The 18,245-nt window shown below is 59.0% G+C and carries 14 protein-coding genes and 1 tRNA gene; 6 read left to right on the top strand and 9 right to left on the bottom strand.

Translation table 11 applies throughout. The annotated features are described in order from the left end of the window. Positions 1-10: 10 nt before the first annotated feature. The 3 genes from galE to OQ273_RS12390 form a co-directional block, all read right to left on the bottom strand. Positions 11-1,003, bottom strand: a complete 993-nt coding sequence (galE, locus tag OQ273_RS12380) for a UDP-glucose 4-epimerase GalE (protein WP_267990810.1) — start codon at positions 1,001-1,003, stop codon at positions 11-13. A gap of 76 nt (positions 1,004-1,079) precedes the next feature. Further along, positions 1,080-2,246: an acetyl-CoA acetyltransferase gene (locus OQ273_RS12385; protein WP_267990811.1), complete on the bottom strand. Its 1,167-nt coding sequence runs from the start codon at positions 2,244-2,246 to the stop codon at positions 1,080-1,082. 188 nt (positions 2,247-2,434) lie between these two features. Then, positions 2,435-3,862, bottom strand: a complete 1,428-nt coding sequence (locus tag OQ273_RS12390) for an aldehyde dehydrogenase family protein (protein WP_267990812.1) — start codon at positions 3,860-3,862, stop codon at positions 2,435-2,437. 237 nt (positions 3,863-4,099) lie between these two features. On the opposite strand from OQ273_RS12390, the gene betC reads away from it, so the two are divergent. The 4 genes from betC to OQ273_RS12410 all read left to right on the top strand — a co-directional run bounded on the left by betC (position 4,100) and on the right by OQ273_RS12410 (position 8,971). Further along, positions 4,100-5,626 carry a choline-sulfatase gene (gene betC / locus OQ273_RS12395; RefSeq protein WP_267990813.1) on the top strand — a complete coding sequence of 509 codons (1,527 nt, stop codon included), beginning with the start codon at positions 4,100-4,102 and terminating at the stop codon, positions 5,624-5,626. 10 nt (positions 5,627-5,636) lie between these two features. Continuing rightward, positions 5,637-7,100, top strand: a complete 1,464-nt coding sequence (gene betB / locus OQ273_RS12400; protein WP_267990814.1) for a betaine-aldehyde dehydrogenase — start codon at positions 5,637-5,639, stop codon at positions 7,098-7,100. 19 nt (positions 7,101-7,119) lie between these two features. Continuing rightward, positions 7,120-8,769: a choline dehydrogenase gene (gene betA / locus OQ273_RS12405; RefSeq protein ID WP_267990815.1), complete on the top strand. Its 1,650-nt coding sequence runs from the start codon at positions 7,120-7,122 to the stop codon at positions 8,767-8,769. Positions 8,770-8,896: 127 nt separating this feature from the next. Further along, positions 8,897-8,971: transfer RNA gene (locus tag OQ273_RS12410), tRNA-Gln, on the top strand. A 19-nt stretch (positions 8,972-8,990) separates the two neighbouring features. Here OQ273_RS12410 and OQ273_RS12415 read toward each other — a convergent pair. Next, complete coding sequence (locus OQ273_RS12415) at positions 8,991-10,700, bottom strand: hypothetical protein (RefSeq protein WP_267990816.1); 1,710 nt, start codon at positions 10,698-10,700, stop codon at positions 8,991-8,993. 16 nt (positions 10,701-10,716) lie between these two features. Beyond that, positions 10,717-11,076 (bottom strand): hypothetical protein, encoded by a 360-nt coding sequence (locus OQ273_RS12420; protein ID WP_267990817.1) that lies wholly within the window; start codon positions 11,074-11,076, stop codon positions 10,717-10,719. 422 nt (positions 11,077-11,498) lie between these two features. On the opposite strand from OQ273_RS12420, the gene OQ273_RS12425 reads away from it, so the two are divergent. Together OQ273_RS12425 and OQ273_RS12430 are read left to right on the top strand one after the other, a co-directional pair. Continuing rightward, on the top strand, positions 11,499-12,023 hold the full coding sequence (locus OQ273_RS12425; protein WP_267990818.1) for a hypothetical protein: 525 nt from the start codon (positions 11,499-11,501) through the stop codon (positions 12,021-12,023). Positions 12,024-12,057: 34 nt separating this feature from the next. After that, positions 12,058-13,851: an ATP-binding protein gene (locus OQ273_RS12430; RefSeq protein ID WP_267990819.1), complete on the top strand. Its 1,794-nt coding sequence runs from the start codon at positions 12,058-12,060 to the stop codon at positions 13,849-13,851. Here the strand turns inward: OQ273_RS12430 and OQ273_RS12435 are convergent. The 4 genes from OQ273_RS12435 to OQ273_RS12450 all read right to left on the bottom strand — a co-directional run bounded on the left by OQ273_RS12435 (position 13,848) and on the right by OQ273_RS12450 (position 18,237). After that, entirely contained in the window at positions 13,848-14,459 is a 612-nt protein-coding gene (locus OQ273_RS12435) for a LuxR C-terminal-related transcriptional regulator (protein ID WP_267990820.1), read from the bottom strand. The two genes, OQ273_RS12430 and OQ273_RS12435, sit on opposite strands and share 4 nt — an antisense overlap. 96 nt (positions 14,460-14,555) lie before the next feature. Further along, on the bottom strand, positions 14,556-15,473 hold the full coding sequence (locus OQ273_RS12440) for an ABC transporter permease (RefSeq protein ID WP_267990821.1): 918 nt from the start codon (positions 15,471-15,473) through the stop codon (positions 14,556-14,558). After that, positions 15,466-16,470 carry an ABC transporter permease gene (locus OQ273_RS12445; protein ID WP_267990822.1) on the bottom strand — a complete coding sequence of 335 codons (1,005 nt, stop codon included), beginning with the start codon at positions 16,468-16,470 and terminating at the stop codon, positions 15,466-15,468. Before OQ273_RS12445 ends, OQ273_RS12440 begins: the two co-directional genes overlap by 8 nt. A gap of 63 nt (positions 16,471-16,533) precedes the next feature. After that, positions 16,534-18,237, bottom strand: a complete 1,704-nt coding sequence (locus tag OQ273_RS12450) for a peptide ABC transporter substrate-binding protein (RefSeq protein WP_267990823.1) — start codon at positions 18,235-18,237, stop codon at positions 16,534-16,536. Positions 18,238-18,245 lie beyond the last annotated feature (8 nt).

An 18,245-nucleotide genomic window follows, 5' to 3' on the forward strand; every position in this document is an offset into this window, starting at 1 on the left:
CGGGCCCTTTTCATTTGCGGTTGCGGCGCTCCAGCGCGGCTTCCCAGCTGAGGGCATTGCCGACGATCTTTTCCAGATCGTCATATTGCGGCGTCCAGCCCAACCGATCCTTGATGAGATCGGAATTGGCAACAATACTCACTGCATCACCCGGACGCCGTTCCGCCAGTTTGACCTCGAAATCGCTGCCGCTGACCTGTTTGACCATATCGATCACCTCCAGGACAGAGCGGCCACGGCCATAACCGCAATTGGCCACCAGGTTTTCCTCAGATGATCGCAGGTGTTGAAGCGCCAGATAATGCGCCTCAACGAGATCAGTGACATGAATATAGTCGCGGATGCAGGTGCCGTCCGGCGTCCCGTAGTCAGTGCCGAAAACCTCCATGAAGGGCCTTTTGTTCAGCGCCGCCTGGGTCGCCACCTTGATCAGGTGCGTGGCGTTTGGTGTGGACTGGCCGGTCCTGCCGTTCGGATCGGCGCCTGCCACGTTGAAATAGCGCAGGCACGCATAGCGCAGCGGATGGGCCGCAGCCGCATCGCGCAGCATGATTTCGGTCATCAGCTTGGAGGTGCCATAGGGCGATTCCGGGCTGGCGGGCGCGCTTTCGGCGACCGGAGCCATGCCATCCGGTGTTCCGTAGACCGCGGCGGTCGATGAGAAGATAAAGTGCGACACGCCGGCCTTGACGCAAGCCTCCATCAGGGCGCGCGATTTGACCGTGTTGTTGAGATAATAGCCCAGCGGGTCTGTTACCGACTCGGGCACAACGATCGAACCGGCAAAATGAAAGACGGACTGGATATCGTGACGCTTCAGCAGCGGGCCGATGAAGTCCGGATCGCCAATATCGCCGATGTTGAGATTGGCTTCGGGCGGCACCGCCCAGTCGAACCCGGTCGACAGGCGATCGGCCACGACGACCTCTTCCCCGGCATCCAGCAACCGCCAGACCATGTGGCTGCCGATATAGCCGGCTCCGCCGGTTACGAGAACAGTCATCCTATCTCTCCGCTGTCATACCCCGAATCAACGCGCCTTGGTTAGCACAGGGGGTCTGCAGCGGCGAGAGACTTCTCTAGCGCACCCGTTCCATAATGGAGACGTAATTGGCGACAGCCGCACCGCCCATATTGAAGATGCCGCCGAGGGTTGCGCCATCCACCTGGATATCTCCGGCCTCGCCGCAGAGCTGCATGGCGGTCAGCGCGTGCATTGAAACGCCGGTTGCCCCGATCGGATGGCCCTTGGCCTTTAGCCCACCGGACGGGTTGACCGGCAGGCGTCCATCCTTGGCTGTCTCGCCGGACATGGCCAGGGCGCCGCCCTCACCGCGCTTGGCAAGGCCCATGGCTTCATATTCGATCAGCTCGGCAATGGTGAAACAGTCGTGCGTTTCGACGAAGGACAGATCGTCCAGCGCGACCCCGGCACTTTTGAAGGCCCGCTTCCAGCCTTCTTCACAACCTTCGAAGAGCAGGATGTCGCGCTTCGACATGGGCAGGAAATCCTGCACATGTTCGGCCGCGCGGAACATGACCGCGCGGGGCGCATGCATCGCCGTTTCAAGGTCGGTCAGCATGATGGCTGCGGCTCCGTCGGAGACCAGCGAACAGTCCGTGCGTTTCAGCGGCCCGGCAACAAAGGGGTTTTTCTCACTTTCATTGCGACAGAACTCATAGCCGAGATCCTTGCGCATCTGCGCATAGGGATTGCCAACACCGTTCTTGTGGTTTTTTGCCGCCAGCATCGCCAGCGCATCGGACTGGTCGCCGTGGCGCTGGAAATAGGCGTGGGCGATCTGGCCGAAGACGCCGGCAAAACCGGCCGGAATATCGCCGTCCTCGGGCAGATAGGAGGCTTTCTTGAGGTTCTCGCCAATTTCGGGACCGGGTGTCTTGGTCATCTGCTCGACGCCAACAACAAGGACGTTGCGCGCCTTGCCGGCCTTGATCGAATTCATGCCTTGATGGATCGCCGCCGAACCGGTCGCGCAGGCATTTTCAACCCGTGTCGCCGGCTTGAAACGGAGCCTGTCATCGGCCTGCAGTACAAGGCTGGCTGTGAAATCCTGCCTGCTGAAGCCGGCATTGAAGTGACCCAGAACGATCTCGTCGACATCCTGCGGTTCCACGCCTGCATGCTCCATCGCCTGCGAGGCCACGCCGACAATCAGGCTTTCCACCGTCTCGTCTTCGTGCTTGCCGAATTTCGAATGTGCCCAACCGGTAATACATGCCGTCATAACTTTGCCTCCGCCTTTTGCGCAGCCTCCCATAGCCTTGCGCCCTATCGATCATCTTCAGCATCAGCTGCTCAGACCGGACTGCCGGCCAGGGTGTGGCCAACAATATTGTTCAACGCTTAACAATTTCAATGGCCGAACGCAACCGGAATTGTTGCAGCGCACAGTTGATTGTGCGCCGCCAAAACTCAGTAGCCGCTGATCGCCTTGACCTCGAGGAAATCCTCAAGCCCCCAACGTCCGCCCTCGCGGCCATTGCCGGACTGTTTGTAGCCACCAAAGGGGCTGCCGGCCGGGCGTTGAGCGCCGTTGATCTGCACCATGCCGGCGCGCAGGCTTTTCGCCACGCGGCGGGCTTTCGCCTGATCCTGCGTCTGGACATAGGCGGCCAGCCCGTAGGGCGTGTCGTTGGCGATGGCGATGGCCTCTTCCTCGCTGTCGAACGGGATCATTGCGAGGACGGGACCGAACACCTCCTCACGGGCGATGGTCATATCGTTGGTGACATCGGCGAAGACCGTCGGGCGGACAAAGTATCCGCGGTTCAGCCCGTCGGGACGGCCCGGACCACCGGCGACAACCCGCGCGCCCTCATCCATAGCTTTGTTGATAAGCCCCTGCACTTTTTCAAACTGTGCTTCGCTGACCAATGGACCGATGTGGCGTCCCTCACTTTGCGGATCGCCGACTTCGACCTTGCCGGCATATTCGCCGGCCAGCGCAACGGCATCGTCATAGACGGATCGCTGAACCAGCATACGCGTCGGCGCGTTGCAGGACTGACCGGTATTGCCCATGCAACCGAAAACGCCCTGCTTGATGGCCATGTCCAGATCGGCATCCTCAAAAACGATGTTGGGCGATTTTCCACCCAGTTCGAGCGTCACACGCTTGACGGATTCGGCGGCGGCGCGAGACACAGCGGCGCCGGCCCGCGTCGAACCGGTAAAGGACATCATGTCGATATCGGGGTGCCGGGACATGGCTTCGCCGACAACTGCACCCTCGCCATTGACGAGATTGAAGACGCCCTTTGGAAAGCCTGCCTCATCCACCATTTCGGCAAAGACCATGGCCGAAAGCGGCGCGATCTCGCTTGGTTTCAGGACACAGGTGCAGCCGACGGCAAGCGCCGGAACAACCTTCAGCGCAATCTGGTTGACCGGCCAGTTCCATGGCGTAATCAGGCCGCAAACACCGATCGGCTCGTGAACGATATGCTCGCCTTCGCCGTTAAAGTCTTCCTCGAAGTGATATTCGGAGAGTGCGTTCAAAAACCCCTCAACGTGGAAGGGACCGGAACCCGCCTGAGCGCCGCGCGCCAGGTTGATCGGCGCACCCATTTCGGCTGAAACCGCCTGCGCCATATCTTCATTGCGCGCCAGCATGATATCCAGAAGCTTTTCGATCAGCGCCTTGCGCTCCTCGACGCTGGTCTTGCTGTAGGTCTCAAACGCCCGCCCCGCCGCAGCGACGGCGCGATCGACATCGGCCTGCGAGCCAAGAGAGATGACGGCACAGGCTTCTTCCGTCGCCGGGTTGATCACGTCAAACTCGTTGGGAACTGCCGGTGCAACCCATTCTCCGTCGATGTAGAAATCCGTTTTCTTCTGCATGCGCGCCTCCCGCGTTTACAACATATCGGTGCATATGGATTAACCGGTTCACCGCCAAAATCAATCGGACAAACGCCACCCGTTTTCGTGAAGGCCGAACTATTTTAATGCCGGCCGTTCGAAGGACATGGTGAATGCCGATCAGCGCTTCAGATTTTTATTGAACGGCCGACCAATAAAAAATATTATGATGCGACAGACAAACCGTGCCAGCCGGCCGGTGCGGAGAATATCGCGATGCGCGACAGGCCCAACATCCTCATCATCATGGTTGACCAGCTGAACGGAACGCTGTTCCCGGACGGCCCGGCGGACTGGCTTCATGCGCCCAATCTCAAGGCGCTGGCGGAACAGTCTGCGCGTTTTTCCAACAACTACACGGCTTCGCCGCTTTGTGCGCCCGGCCGCGCGTCTTTCATGTCAGGCCAGTTGCCGAGCCGCACGCGCGTCTATGACAACGCGGCTGAATTTGCGTCGGATGTGCCGACCTTCGCCCATCATTTGCGGACATGCGGCTACTACACCTGCCTTTCCGGCAAGATGCATTTTGTCGGCCCGGACCAGCTCCACGGCTTTGAAGACCGACTGACAACGGACATCTATCCGGCGGACTTCGGTTGGACGCCGGATTACCGCAAACCGGGGGAACGGATCGACTGGTGGTATCACAATCTCGGCTCAGTCACCGGTGCGGGCATCGCCGAAATCACCAATCAGATGGAATATGATGACGAGGTTGCGTTTCACGGGGTGCAAAAGCTCTACCAGCTTGCACGATCCGCCGAAGACGAGGAAGCGCGCCCCTGGTGTCTGACCGTCTCCTTCACCCACCCGCACGATCCTTACGTGGCTCGGAAAAAGTACTGGGACCTTTACGAGGACTGCCCTCACCTGGAGCCGGAAGTCGCACCGATCGCTTATGAGGATCAGGATCCGCACTCGCAGCGCATCTATCTCGCCAACGATTATCGCAGCTTCGACATCACAACTGAGCATGTCCGCCGGGCGCGACGCGGCTATTTCGCCAACATCTCCTATCTCGACGACAAGGTCGGTGAACTGATCGATGTGCTCGAGACGACCCGGATGCGTGACGATACGGTGGTCGTCTTCTGCTCGGACCATGGCGATATGCTCGGAGAACGCGGCCTGTGGTTCAAGATGAATTTCTACGAGGGATCGTCGCGCGTTCCGCTGATGATTGCCGGACCCGGCATCAAGGCGACGCGGATCGCCGCACCGGTCTCCAATATGGACATCACACCGTCACTCGCAGACCTAGCGGGCGCGAATATGAAGGCCGTTGCCCCATGGACTGATGGCGAGAGCCTGCTGCCGATCATTTCCGGCTCTGAGCGGACGGCTCCGGTCCACATGGAATATGCGGCTGAAGGCTCTTACGCGCCGCTCGTCTGCATCCGGGACAGCCAGTACAAATACGTTCATTGCGAACTCGACCCGCCGCAGCTCTTTGATCTCGCAGCCGACCCGCAGGAACGCACCAACCTTGCCGATGATCCCGCGCACCGCGACGTCGCGGACCGGCTGTCCGCAGCGGTGCGCAAACGGTGGAACATGAAACGTTTCGACGCGGATGTGCGCGAAAGCCAGGCGCGGCGCTGGGTGGTCTATGAGGCACTGCGCAACGGCGCTTACTACCCGTGGGACTACCAGCCACTGCAACGGGCCTCTGAACGTTACATGCGCAACCACATGGACCTCAACGATCTGGAAGACAAACAGCGCTATCCGCGCGGGGAATAGGAAAACGGCCATGAAGGCACAACCCGAGGCATCACATTTCATCAACGGCGCCTTTGTCGAGGACACAGATGGCGCGGTGATCGATTGCATTTATCCGGCCACCGGCGAGGTCATCGCGCGGCTGCATTCCGCCACGCCTGCGATCATCGAACAGGCCATTGTGTCGGCCTTGGATGGCCAGAAGATCTGGGCGGCGATGACCGGAACCGAGCGTGGACGCGTCCTGCGCCGTGCCGCCGATATGATCCGCGAGCGCAACCAGACGCTTTCCGAGCTTGAAACCTACGACACCGGCAAGCCATTGCAGGAAACGCTGGTTGCCGACGCGACATCGGGCGCCGATGCGCTTGAGTATTTCGGCGGGCTGGCAGCCGCAATCAATGGCGAACACATCGATCTCGGCGGTGATTTTGTCTATACGCGGCGCGAACCGCTTGGCCTGTGCGTCGGGATCGGCGCGTGGAACTATCCGACACAGATCGCCTGCTGGAAAGGTGCACCGGCGCTCGCCTGCGGCAATGCCATGATCTTCAAGCCGTCCGAGACAACGCCGCTCTGCGCGCTGGAAATCGCCAGCATCCTGCATGAGGCGGGCCTGCCGTCGGGCGTCTACAATGTGGTTCAGGGTTACGGCGATGTCGGTGCAACGCTGACTACGCACCCGCAGGTCGACAAGGTGTCCCTCACAGGATCCGTGCCGACGGGCCAGAAGGTCATGGCAGCCGCAGCGGCCGGTATTCGCCATGTCACCATGGAGCTTGGCGGCAAATCGCCCCTCATCGTGTTCAATGATGCCAATGTCGAGGACGCCGTCGGCGGGGCTCTACTTGGCAATTTCTATTCCAGCGGCCAGGTCTGCTCCAACGGCACGCGGGTCTTCGTACAGGAAGAGCTGATGGATGCGTTCACAGAGCGTCTGATTGCGCGCACCGAGGCCATCAGGATCGGCGATCCGCAGGACGAGGCGACACAGATGGGTCCGCTCGTCAGCGCCGCGCAGCGCGACAAGGTCATAGACTATATCGGGATTGGCGAGGCCGAGGGCGCAAACCTTGCAACAGGCGGCAAGGAATTGACCCTTCAGGGCATGGAAAACGGCTTCTTTGTCGAGCCGACGGTCTTTACCGGCGTCACCGACGACATGCGCATCGCCCGCGAGGAAATCTTCGGACCGGTGATGAGCGTCTTGACCTTCAAGGACGAGGATGAGGTCATTGCCCGCGCAAACGATACCGAATTCGGCCTTTCGGCAGGTGTCTTTACGCAGAACCTTTCGCGAGGGCACCGTGCCATCGCTCAGCTCAAGGCCGGAAGCTGCTGGATCAACACCTATAATCTGGCGCCGGTCGAGGCACCGTTCGGGGGCTACAAGAAGTCCGGCGTCGGACGCGAGAACTCACGGGCAGCCATCGAATATTACAGCCAGATCAAGAGCGTCTACGTGGCGACCGGGCCCGTCGACAGCCCCTATTAACGGCAGCGGACAGACAAAGATGCAGGCGGATTTCATCATTATCGGTTCCGGCTCCGCCGGATCGGCCATGGCAAACCGGTTGTCGGAAGACCCCGCAAACTCGGTCATCGTCATAGAATATGGCGGCAGCGATGTCGGGCCTTTTATCCAGATGCCGGCGGCGCTCTCCTACCCGATGAATATGGGTATTTACGACTGGGGTTACCGGACCGAACCGGAACCGCACCTCGGAGGGCGTGTGCTCGCCGCGCCGCGCGGCAAGGTGATCGGCGGTTCGTCCTCGATCAACGGCATGGTCTATGTGCGCGGTCACGCCGAAGACTTCGACACATGGCAAGAGCAAGGCGCGGATGGCTGGTCCTTTGCGGATGTGCTGCCGTATTTCCAGAAGATGGAAACGTCGCATGGCGGCCAGAATGGCTGGCGAGGCCATTCCGGACCGCTGCATGTAAAGAGAGGCACACGTGACAATCCTCTCTTTCAGGCGTTTATCGAGGCAGGCGCACAGGCCGGCTTTGAACTGACTGAGGACTACAACGGCGAGAAGCAGGAAGGCTTCGGCCCGATGGAGCAGACCATCTATCGCGGCAAACGCTGGTCGGCTGCAAACGCCTATCTTAAACCGGCCCTGAAACGCCCCAATCTTCGTCTGGTCAAGGGACTGGCACGCCGCATCGTCATCGAGAATGGTCAGGCCACCGGCGTGGAAATTCAGCGCAATGGCAAGCCCGAAATCGTCAAGGCCAACCGTGAGGTGATTGTCGCGGCGTCGGCATTCAATTCACCGAAACTGCTGATGCTGTCCGGAATCGGCCCTGCCGGACATCTGAAGGAACACGGCATTGAGGTTGCGGCCGACCGGCCGGGTGTCGGGCAGAACCTGCAGGATCACCTGGAGCTCTACGTGCAGCAGGAATGCACGCAGCCGATCACGCTCTATTCCAAGATGAACCTTATTTCCAAGGGACTTATCGGCGCCGAATGGCTGTTCTTCAAATCCGGCATCGGGGCGACGAACCACTTTGAAGCGGCGGCCTTCCTGCGCTCCCGCCCGGGCGTCAGATATCCCGATATACAGTATCACTTTTTGCCGGTCGCAATCCGCTATGACGGAACCGCCCCGGTGGAGGCACATGGCTTTCAGGCGCATGTCGGCCCGATGCGCTCGAAGTCTCGCGGCAATGTCAGGCTGCGGTCAGCAGACCCGGACGCCGCGCCGGTCATCCGCTTCAACTATATGAGCGATCCGTCGGACTGGGAGGATTTTCGCCACTGCATCCGCCTGACGCGGGACATCTTCTCCCAGTCAGCCTTCGATGGGTTTCGCGGCAGGGAAATCGCGCCGGGTGAGGATGCACAATCCGACGATGAGCTGGACGCGTTCATCACCGAACACGCTGAAAGCGCCTATCATCCTTGCGGCACTTGCCGCATGGGCCGCGCTGACGATCCCATGAGTGTCGTCGACCCGAGATGCCGGGTGATCGGCGTTGATGGACTGCGTGTCGCCGATTCGTCAGTCTTTCCAATGATTACCAATGGAAACCTCAACGCGCCATCGATCATGGTCGGAGAAAAGGCATCGGATCATATTCTGGAGCGACAGCCCCTGCCCCGCTCCAATCTCCAGCCGTGGATCAATCCGAACTGGGAATTGTCGGACCGGTAGGCCGATCGGCCTACCGGCATTTTCAAAACCTGGTCACTGACCCCGGAATTTGACATCTCAACGCTTGAAATTCCGGTTTGAAATGGTTAGTGCAGGGTCCGGTTGCGTCGGTTCGGTGCAACCCTGCTGGGGCGTAGCCAAGCGGTAAGGCAGCGGTTTTTGGTACCGCCATGCGCTGGTTCGAATCCAGCCGCCCCAGCCATCATCTCAAGCGGCAACTTCTATTTGGCGACGCACCGGTATCTGTTTGCGCCGACCTTCTTGATCTTTTTGTTCTTGCCGCATTTGCATTTTCCCTTCCGGATCTTGCCGCCCTTGCAGATCATTTTCGGATTGGTCCTGACCGCGGGGTTGGCGCGCGCCGGTTTCTTCTTCACCGGATTGCATACAAACCGCGACGCCTTGACCTTCTTGCGCTTGGTGTTTTTGGGGCAGATGCATTTGCCTTTCTTCACCTTGCCGCCCTTGCAGACAATCGGGTTTGTCCGTTTTGGCGCGGCACTGCTGCCGGCGGACGTACTCTGACCCGCGGTTTCTGCTTTGGCCCCGCTTTTCTTATCGGCTTTGGCGCCCGAGCCCGGGTTTGTCCGCTTGGGACAGGAGACTTTCACCTTGGCCCATTTGGAGCGGATGCCGCTCGATCCCTTGATCTGCGCCTTGAAGCTGCGCTCCATATCGTAGCCGACATTCAGCACCCTCTGGCCCACCAGCTTGTACTGGCCGTTTTTGAGGATCGTCTCGAGCTCCTTCTCATAGACGACCTTGCCGTTCTTTCGAACGATCTGATAGGTCGCCTTGCCGGGACCACTGGTGGTGAATGTGGCGGTTTCCCAGACCTTCTTCGGGCATTGACCGACATCGGCCACATTGTATTTCAGGTCGGAGAAATAGATCTCGAAGGGCACGCACTCGATATTCACCACTTTCATGCCGCTCAGGCCGCCGCCATGGACCTTGATGCGGAACTGGTTGCCGCCGGCCTTTGCCTCGACAACGTCCTGCCGGTTGATCTCCCATTGGTCCGGTCCGTGCGAGATCGGAACATGTCTTGCCTTGATCTCGACTGTTTTCAGGACCTTCGCATTGCGGATGATATCAAACTTCGCAGTTGCCGGGCGATGGTAGACAATCCGTGTCTTGATGGTTGTCTTGCGAGGACAGGCATTGCCTCCCCGCGGCTCGACATCCAGCTTGACTTCCACCGGTTCGGCGTCCGGTTCCATGGACGGATAAGGCACGCACTCCACGTTGAAGCGCACCTCCTTGTGCGCATTGACATCGCCGCCGGCAAAGTCGTCCCGCGGGCCGGATGCAGAAATGAACTCGTTGACATTGCGCTTGCGGCTGTTGGCGCTGAGGGTGAGCTGGTAAGGCCAGGTGAACTGCCTGCGCACCCTCGGACCCCGATCAAGGTACTGGTTACACGCGTTGATGATCTGATCTCCGAACGGAACCACCGCAATCCCGCTACTGGTGGTGTTCGGTATCTTGGAGGCATCGAATACGGCCTGCCCTTTGTAGCTCCACTCATTATCAACACCACCCCACCAGGATGCCAGCAGCGGATGGTTCCCGCAAACAGTGCTGTTGCACTGGCCCAGGAACATGCCGGCATTGAGGATGTAGCCGCGCCGCTCGAGGTCGATTTTGGCGTTGACCGAGAAGATGACATTACCTCCGGCGATTGAGTCCCAGCGTTCTCCGCTGGATGAAATGACGCGGATCGTATTCACATGGGAGACGTTAAAACGTTTCCCCTTGACCCTGGCATTGTCTTCAGCGAGCGATTGTCCTGCCGTCGCACCGTTCAGCAAAGCAAGGACGGCGACGTATGCAAGAAACTTTCCGCCACGCTTTGGCCAATGACCTAAGAATCCGGTTGATTCGCGGGCCGCGGCACCGCGACCCTTCAATGAGATTGTGTAACCCATCATCCGTCTCCCCGCCTCAGCCCGCTATGTCCTGGCCCTTGCAGGTGTAGACGATCCGGGTTCTCGGATTGTCGTCACCACTGCCCTGGCGCTTGATATCCACGTCAAGGACGGTCGTATCGGCATTGGGAAAATTGGGGCACTGTATCCAGGCCGTCCGGCACTTGTAGCGCACAATGACCGGCACACCTGACATATTGACGGTCTTCTTTCCGAAACGCTTAAAGCCCGAGACGCATGTCGCCTTGAAGCTGCTTGACGTAAATCCGGAGGCCTGGGCCTTGGATGGCGACAAGAGATCATCCGTCAAGGCGCCGGCAAGGCTGCCGGAAACAAAGGCGGCAGCGGCCATTGTGAGTAAGGTTTTCCTGGTCATGTTCGGTCTCCTCATCAGTTTGCCGGAAAAGGATGTCAGCGCTTGCGAGGATGAAGAATCCCCCATGTGAGGGGGTGCCGATCATGATGGAGGCCTGTAAAAATTGACCATCCAAAGATGGTGGGAACAGGCGCAATGTTAACTGAGAAACAGTCAAGGACCGGGACGATCGCGGCAATAGTATTGGCGGCATTTATAGCCACCCCGGAATTCACCAAGGCAGCACCGGACTGCAAACCCGGTCAGTACACATCGACGGGAGCTGCAACCTCGCGGGATCTGGCGGCGCGAAATGCCGTCCTGAAGCTGCGCAAGCGGGCAGCTCCGAAATATGGCGTGATCAAATCCTCGGACATTGATACCGTTTGTAAAAAGGGCGTTTTGTGGAACTGTACGGCCACGATTCAACCGAAGGGCTGTCCATGAGCGGAACAGATAATCAAATGACCGACAAGGCGGACACGACTGCGTCCGACGGCAACCCGTTTCCATTCCGGCCCTATCTTGTCAGCCATGCCTGCGGAGGTCTGACGGTTTTTCTTCTGGCCCTGTTGCTGGATAACATCCTGCTCGCCTTCGGCTTCTCCCTGTCCGCTTGGAAAGGCGCCGTCTATACGGCTTGCGTCGGCTTTATCCTCTCTGTGCTTCTTGCCCCTTTGATCTGGCGGATCGGACTTGTCACCGGCCCCCATTATATCCTCGGGGGCCTTGCCCTCTTCGTCCCGGCCACGCTTGTATCCAGCCTCGTGATCTCGCAATTCGAAAGCATCATGATCCTGTTGCCCGGAGGCGATACGATCGGCAGCGCCAGTCAGAAATGGGCCATCACGGCCTATGTGCGTATTGCCCGCGCGGCGATCCTGTTTCCCTGCTACCTCTTTGCCTTCTGGCTGGTCTATCATCGCCTTTTCGGCCTGAGCGCCTGGAGACCGGCGTCCAGCCGTTAGATACTGAACGGTGTTTTGACCTCAAACATGTGACATGACAGACAGCCTATCCAGACTTCAGCCAAGCGACGTACTTCTGGTGTCACAAGCCGCCTCGCCAGAACGGGTCAGGCAGTTGCTGCTCGTCTCGGCCATCCGGGAGGGCTGGATCGCCCTTCTGGTCAACTTCAATATGGCGATCTTCTTTGGCGTCATATTGCTTACTTCAGGCATCGACCCGCTGGATGCCATGATCTTTCTCGGTATCCAGATCGGGGCGTCCTCCTTCACAATCCTGTTGTGGATCTACCTCCTGATGCAGCCTGAGGACACGGTTATCCGGTCCGAGACGAAAATGAACCTGCTGGTTCTGCTGGGGGACAGCGTCGTCATGGCCGGCTGGGGCTGCGGCGTGCTTCTGCTTTACGGCATTGACGATTTCGACAGGACCGTAACGCTCATCCTGCTTTTGATCGCCGCCGGCATCGCATCGGCAGCTTTGTCTGCCAAGCTGATCAATGTCCTTCTCTGCGGCAGGGGTATTTTATTCCTGCCCAGCTTTATTTTCCTGATCTTGCAACAACCGCCGCTTTGGGGCCTGCATGCCGGAATTCTGGTGTTCGGATTCTTTATCTCGGTCGGCGTCGGCTATGCGGCCCATATCCAGCATCTGCGCGTTGCCAGTTTGAATATGTATCTTCGTGAAACGCACGAAGCCCTCGCGGTTTCATTGGACAACGAGAAGCAGAGCGCCAGCCGCAGCCTGGCCGATGCAGCCCTGCGCGAGCAGTTCCTGCGCTCCGTCACGCATGATCTTCGCCAACCGATCAACGCGTTGCAGCTTTTTCTTGACGAATTGTCCCGGCTCGGCATCGAACAAATCCGGAAAATCGTCGATGCGTCTACAAGCTGCGTACGATCGGCCAATACGATTATCGAAAGCGTCGCGCAACTGGCCTGGATCAACAACGGCACGCCGACACCACGACTTGCCCCTTTCCCGCTCATGCCGCTGCTTGAACAGGTCGGAGACGAAATCCGGCCGATGGCTGAAGAAAAAGGTCTCGACCTGCGCATCGTCAAGACAAGTGCAACCGCGCTTGCCGATCAGGCTTTCATGGAGCGCATCTTGCGTAACCTTGCTCATAATGGCCTGCAATATTGCGAAACCGGCAAGATCCTTGTCGGCGTTCGCCGCAGGGCAAACGGCCTCCTGGAAATCTGTGTCGGCGATACCGGTCCCGGAATTGCTGAAGAGGATGTGGAAACCGTTTTCAGGGCCTATCATCGGAGGGCAAATGCCGGCGGGCAGACCACCGGCAATATCGGCCTTGGCCTGACAATCGTACGCGACCTTGCCGAGGCAATGGGCGGCTCGGTGCGCGTTTCAAGCAAACTGCAACACGGCTCACTCTTTGGCGTGACGATCCCGGCAGGCACCTCAATACAGCAGAAAGGGCCTCAAAGGCTGGAAGGCGTGAATATTCTTGTTGTCGATGATGACGCCGACTTTGCTCGCCATCTGCGGGCGCGCCTGTCAGAGAGCGGTGCGCGGGTGACTATGATCAATGACCAGGACGCCATCCGCGACCTTATGCAGGACACCTTGCCCAATCACGACGTGGTCATTCTGGATTATGATCTGGGCGATGCCGGCACCGCTGCACAATTCCTTGCCGGCAAGGATTTATCCGAAACGCAGCGAACACTGGTTTTGACCAACAGTCCGGACATCGCACGCAGCGAACTGCGGGGTCCGGACACACCTGTAATCCTTCCAAAATCCGCCAGCGAGGCAAGGCTGATAGCGGCGATCGGAACACTGCTCGTTCGCAAAGAGCCCGTCTAGCCAAGGCCCATTTGCCGCGTGAATTCAATTGCTTCGACACGGTTACGCAATCCAAAGCGCGTGAAGATATCCTTCAGATGCGACTTTACCGTTTCCGGAGATATCTCCAGAAGCCGCCCGATCTCCTTGTTGGAAAATCCCTTGCTGACCAGCGCCAGAACCTCGACCTGACGGGGTGTCAGCCCCTTGATCTGCGGCACGGAAAACTCGCTCAACTGACCATTGCCGCCTTGGCCGGGTCCCGACAATGTCTGCCGGATAACGGAAAGCAGCTTGTCCGGCGCGGTATGTTTCTGGACAAAGTCCGAAGCACCGGCGGCAATGGCGATATCCCTGTCGGCAACACTGACCGAAGAACTCAGAACAAGGATGGGAAGGCCTGCGCTGACGGCGCGTATCTGTGCCAGGGTCTCGGTTACCTCGAAGCCGGGGATATAAAAATCCAGAATGGCGAGGCTGAAAGACGTGCCCTGCGACACGGCGCTGAGGAACTGGTCGGGACCGGTAAAGCTTTCAACGACAACCTCGTCGCCGAGCCGCGCAAGCACCAGTTCCAGCCCGGCGACAAAAAGCCGGTGATCATCGATGACCGCGATACGCTGTTCCATGGGCTCGCTTCTGATCGTACCAAAAGGCAGACGGCTGCCTCTCCAACCTTATTCTTAGAAACCCGGCTAAGGAACGGCCATCCCCCACATTGGGGGTCAGCGTCCCCTGATCCTCGGATCGAGCGCGTCGCGCAGACCGTCACCGATATAGTTGACGCTGAGCACTGTCAGAGAGATGGCAAGGCCCGGCCACAACACCCGCTCCGGGTATTGCTGCAGATAATCGGTGGAATCGAACAATAGCCTGCCCCAGGTCGGAAAGTCGGACGGAAAGCCGAGGCCAAGGAACGACAATGCGGATTCGGTGATGATCGCATTGGCGATCCCCAGTGTTGCCGACACAGTGATGGGTGACAAAACATTGGGCAGGATATGGCGCAGGATCATGCGGCGCGAGGGCGTTCCGATGGATCGGGATGCAATCACGAATTCCCGCTCTTTCAGCGCCAGGACATCGCCGCGCACGATGCGTGCCGTCTGCATCCATGATGTGATGCCGATGACGAAGACGATCAGCATGAAGATACCCGTCTCCGGTCCGAAGGCGGCGCGCAACGTGTCGCGGAAGAGCATGATGATGACAAGCAAAAGAGGGAGCAGCGGCAGTGCCAGGAACAGATCCGTCAGACGCATCAGCGGACCATCAAGGCGTTTGAAATAGCCGGCCACGACGCCGATAGCGGCGCCGAGGAACAAAGCCAGGAGCATTGCGGTAATGCCAACCGCCATGGAGACCTGCCCGCCCATCAGGACGCGGGCGAGCGTATCGCGGCCAAGCTGATCCGTACCGAAGGGATGTGCAAAGCTCGGACCCTGATTGCGGGCGCGTATGTCGATATATTGCGCGTCAATGGTCCAGATGAACGGACCGAGCGTGACGGCCAGCACCACGAAGAGGAAGAACGCCATGCCGATGACCGCGCCGCGATGGGTGCGGAACTGTTCCCACACATTGCGCCATTGCGATTGCGGCGGACGGGCGGCGGCGAGTGAATCTGGCGTCACGTCAGTCATAGCGAATCCTCGGATCCAGAATGCCGTAGAGAATATCGGCAACGAGATTGAACAGGATGATGAGCACCGCGAAGATGAAAGTCAGCGTCTGCACGGTCGGCAGGTCACCGCCCTGAATGGAAATGATCAGGAGCTGGCCGAGGCCGTTCACCTTGAAGACCTGCTCGGTGATGATGGCGCCGCCGAAGATCTGCGGCACACCGAGCGCAATGACGGTTACGACGGGGATCAGCGAGTTGCGTAATACGTGGATCATCACCACCGAACGTTCGCGAAGGCCCTTGGCCCGTGCGGTCCGGACGTAGTCCTGATTGAGATTTTCGAGCATCGAGGCGCGCATGAAACGGCTGATCTGAGCCGCATTGAAGAGCGCCAGCACCGAGACCGGCATGATCATCTGTTTGACCTGGAACCAGAAGCTCGACCAGTCGGTCACCTGGTGAGTGGTGTCGTAGATCGACGGGAACCAGCCGAGCCACACCGAAAAGATGACGATCACCAGCACCCCGGTAAAGAAGGTCGGCACGGAAAACCCGACCATGGAGATGAAGGTCCCGATCTGATCGAACCAGCTATATTGCCGGTAGGCCGAGATGATGCCGATCGGCATGGCGATGAGGACGCCGAGAATGTAGGACATGCCAACAACCCAAAGGGTTTGCGGCATGCGCTCGACGATGAGATCGACGACAGGCGAGCGGGTTTGCCAGCTCAGAACGCGCAGCCGGTCGCCCGAACCCCATCCGAACCATTGCTCGAGCATGTTGAGCGGTTCGTTGATAAAGAACTGCTTGCACCACAAGAGATAGCGAATGTAGATCGGATCGCCGAGACCAAGAGACTGGCGTATCTTCTCACGCACTTCCGGCGGGATGGTCAGAGGCAGGTTGGCTGTCGGATCGCTCGGCGCCAGATCAAGAAGCAGGAATATGATCAGGCTGATGGCGATCAGCGTCGGGATCGCCAGCAGAAGCCGGCGAATTGTATAATTGAACATCGTACCAACGTTTCAGATCGAAGGTCGGCAGCCGCCCCGGCAAGCCGGAGCGGCTACGAACGATTACTGGGTCTTGGTGCGATGCCAGTCTGCGGCATTCCAGAGTTCGGAATCCCAGACATTCATGATGACGCCGCCCAGGGCGTTGGAGTGGGCGGAGACACGGCCCCGGTCTACCAGCGGCAGGATGATGTATTCCTGCATGAGCTTGTCGTTCATGGCTTTTGCCAGTTCGGCACGGTCCTCAAGCTTGCCCGTCTGAGCCATTTTGGCGACGAGTGCGTCATACTCTTCCGTGCAGTAGCGCGGCATGTTGTTGCCCTGCCACTGGGTTTCAGGCGTCGGCGCCTGTTTGCATTCCCAGTTGGCCATATAGGCTTCCGGGTCGGTGCCGTCGAAGTTGTTGGCGTACATCTCCACGTCCGCATAGAACTTCTGGAACGTATCCGGGCTGCCCGGATCGCCGCCAAAGAAGACTGAGGCATCGATGTTGCGCAGTTCGGTTTCGATGCCGATATCGGCCCACCACTGCTTGATCAAAGCCTGGAAATCCTGACGCACGGCGTTGGTTGACGTCTGGTAGAGGATGGAAAGACGCACGCCGTCCTTGGCGCGGATACCATCGCCACCGACAACCCAGCCCGCATCGTCAAGCAGCTTCATGGCGCCTTCAACGTCCTGCGTGAGGCAGGCATCGTTGGCCGTGGACTTGTAGATTTCCGGTGCGGGCAGAACATTACAGCTTGGGCGGCCGGCCGTGCCGTACCCGATCTCCACAAGCAGATCGCGGTCGATTGCCATGGACAGAGCCTGGCGAACGGCGATATCCGACAGGAACGGATGCGGATGTTTCTTGGTCGAGCGTTCATCGCCCAATGCCGGGTTCGGATCCGTCAGGTTGATCATGATACGTTCAACCAGCGTTCCAAAAGCCGACACGACCTTGCCCTTGCCGGCAGCCTCCATGGCGGACAGGACGTCCGGGGCAAGCTGCATGTTCCAGGCATAGTCGAACTCGCCTGTTTCAAGGACCGAGCGCGCAGCCGATGCAGTATCGCCACCACCCTTGAATGTCACGCTGGCAAAAGCCGGCTTTGCCGGATCGCGATAGTTCGGATTGGCTTCCATGGAAATGACGTCGTTCGGACGGAAATCGGTCACACGGAACGGTCCGGTTCCGATCGGGCCGAAATTGGCATCGGTGCATTCCGGTGCCTTGGCGCCGAGACAGTCAGCGAACTGCGCGGCCTGAATAACCGGTGCCTGCGCGCCGACGAACGGGCCATAAGGGAATGGTTTCGGAACACCGAACTCGACGGTCACGGTGCGGTCATCGACGATCTTCACATCGGTGACGTCATTGTATTTTTCACTCTGCGCGCAACCGCCGGCAGGGTCGGCGCAATATTTCCAGGTAAAGGCAATGTCCGCAGAGGTCACAGGTGTGCCATCTGACCAGAGGAGGCCCTCCTTGAGCTTCCACGTAATCGATTTCAAATCAGACGATACGCCGCCATTGTCGACCGTTGGCACGGTATCCACCAGCCACGGCACCATATTGCCGTCCTGGTCGTAGCGGGCGAGCGGCTCGACAACCAGCGAGGCTGCCTCAAGTTCCTTCGTGCCGCCCGACAGATAAGGGTTCATGGTTGACGGAGCCTGCCAGTAGATGATCTTGACTTCGCCGTCCGAGCCGCGCTCGGCGAGCGCGGCAGGTACGATAGCCAGTGCGGCTGCCGTGCCGAGTAAAAGTGCCCTTGCTTTCATAAGTCTTC

Origin of the sequence: Hoeflea prorocentri (assembly GCF_027944115.1) — a bacterium.
Taxonomy (GTDB): domain Bacteria; phylum Pseudomonadota; class Alphaproteobacteria; order Rhizobiales; family Rhizobiaceae; genus Hoeflea_A; species Hoeflea_A prorocentri.

What these genes read in the sequence shown, in the direction of transcription:
- betC (WP_267990813.1), top strand. Translation starts at nt 4,100, where the DNA reads ATGCGCGACAGGCCCAACATCCTCATCATCATGGTTGACCAGCTGAAC.
- betB (WP_267990814.1), top strand. Translation starts at nt 5,637, where the DNA reads ATGAAGGCACAACCCGAGGCATCACATTTCATCAACGGCGCCTTTGTC.
- OQ273_RS12420 (WP_267990817.1), bottom strand. Translation starts at nt 11,076, where the DNA reads ATGACCAGGAAAACCTTACTCACAATGGCCGCTGCCGCCTTTGTTTCC.
- OQ273_RS12440 (WP_267990821.1), bottom strand. Translation starts at nt 15,473, where the DNA reads ATGACTGACGTGACGCCAGATTCACTCGCCGCCGCCCGTCCGCCGCAA.
- OQ273_RS12450 (WP_267990823.1), bottom strand. Translation starts at nt 18,237, where the DNA reads ATGAAAGCAAGGGCACTTTTACTCGGCACGGCAGCCGCACTGGCTATC.
- OQ273_RS12390 (WP_267990812.1), bottom strand. Translation starts at nt 3,862, where the DNA reads ATGCAGAAGAAAACGGATTTCTACATCGACGGAGAATGGGTTGCACCG.
- galE (WP_267990810.1), bottom strand. Translation starts at nt 1,003, where the DNA reads ATGACTGTTCTCGTAACCGGCGGAGCCGGCTATATCGGCAGCCACATG.
- OQ273_RS12415 (WP_267990816.1), bottom strand. Translation starts at nt 10,700, where the DNA reads ATGGGTTACACAATCTCATTGAAGGGTCGCGGTGCCGCGGCCCGCGAA.
- OQ273_RS12430 (WP_267990819.1), top strand. Translation starts at nt 12,058, where the DNA reads ATGACAGACAGCCTATCCAGACTTCAGCCAAGCGACGTACTTCTGGTG.
- betA (WP_267990815.1), top strand. Translation starts at nt 7,120, where the DNA reads ATGCAGGCGGATTTCATCATTATCGGTTCCGGCTCCGCCGGATCGGCC.
- OQ273_RS12435 (WP_267990820.1), bottom strand. Translation starts at nt 14,459, where the DNA reads ATGGAACAGCGTATCGCGGTCATCGATGATCACCGGCTTTTTGTCGCC.
- OQ273_RS12445 (WP_267990822.1), bottom strand. Translation starts at nt 16,470, where the DNA reads ATGTTCAATTATACAATTCGCCGGCTTCTGCTGGCGATCCCGACGCTG.
- OQ273_RS12425 (WP_267990818.1), top strand. Translation starts at nt 11,499, where the DNA reads ATGAGCGGAACAGATAATCAAATGACCGACAAGGCGGACACGACTGCG.
- OQ273_RS12385 (WP_267990811.1), bottom strand. Translation starts at nt 2,246, where the DNA reads ATGACGGCATGTATTACCGGTTGGGCACATTCGAAATTCGGCAAGCAC.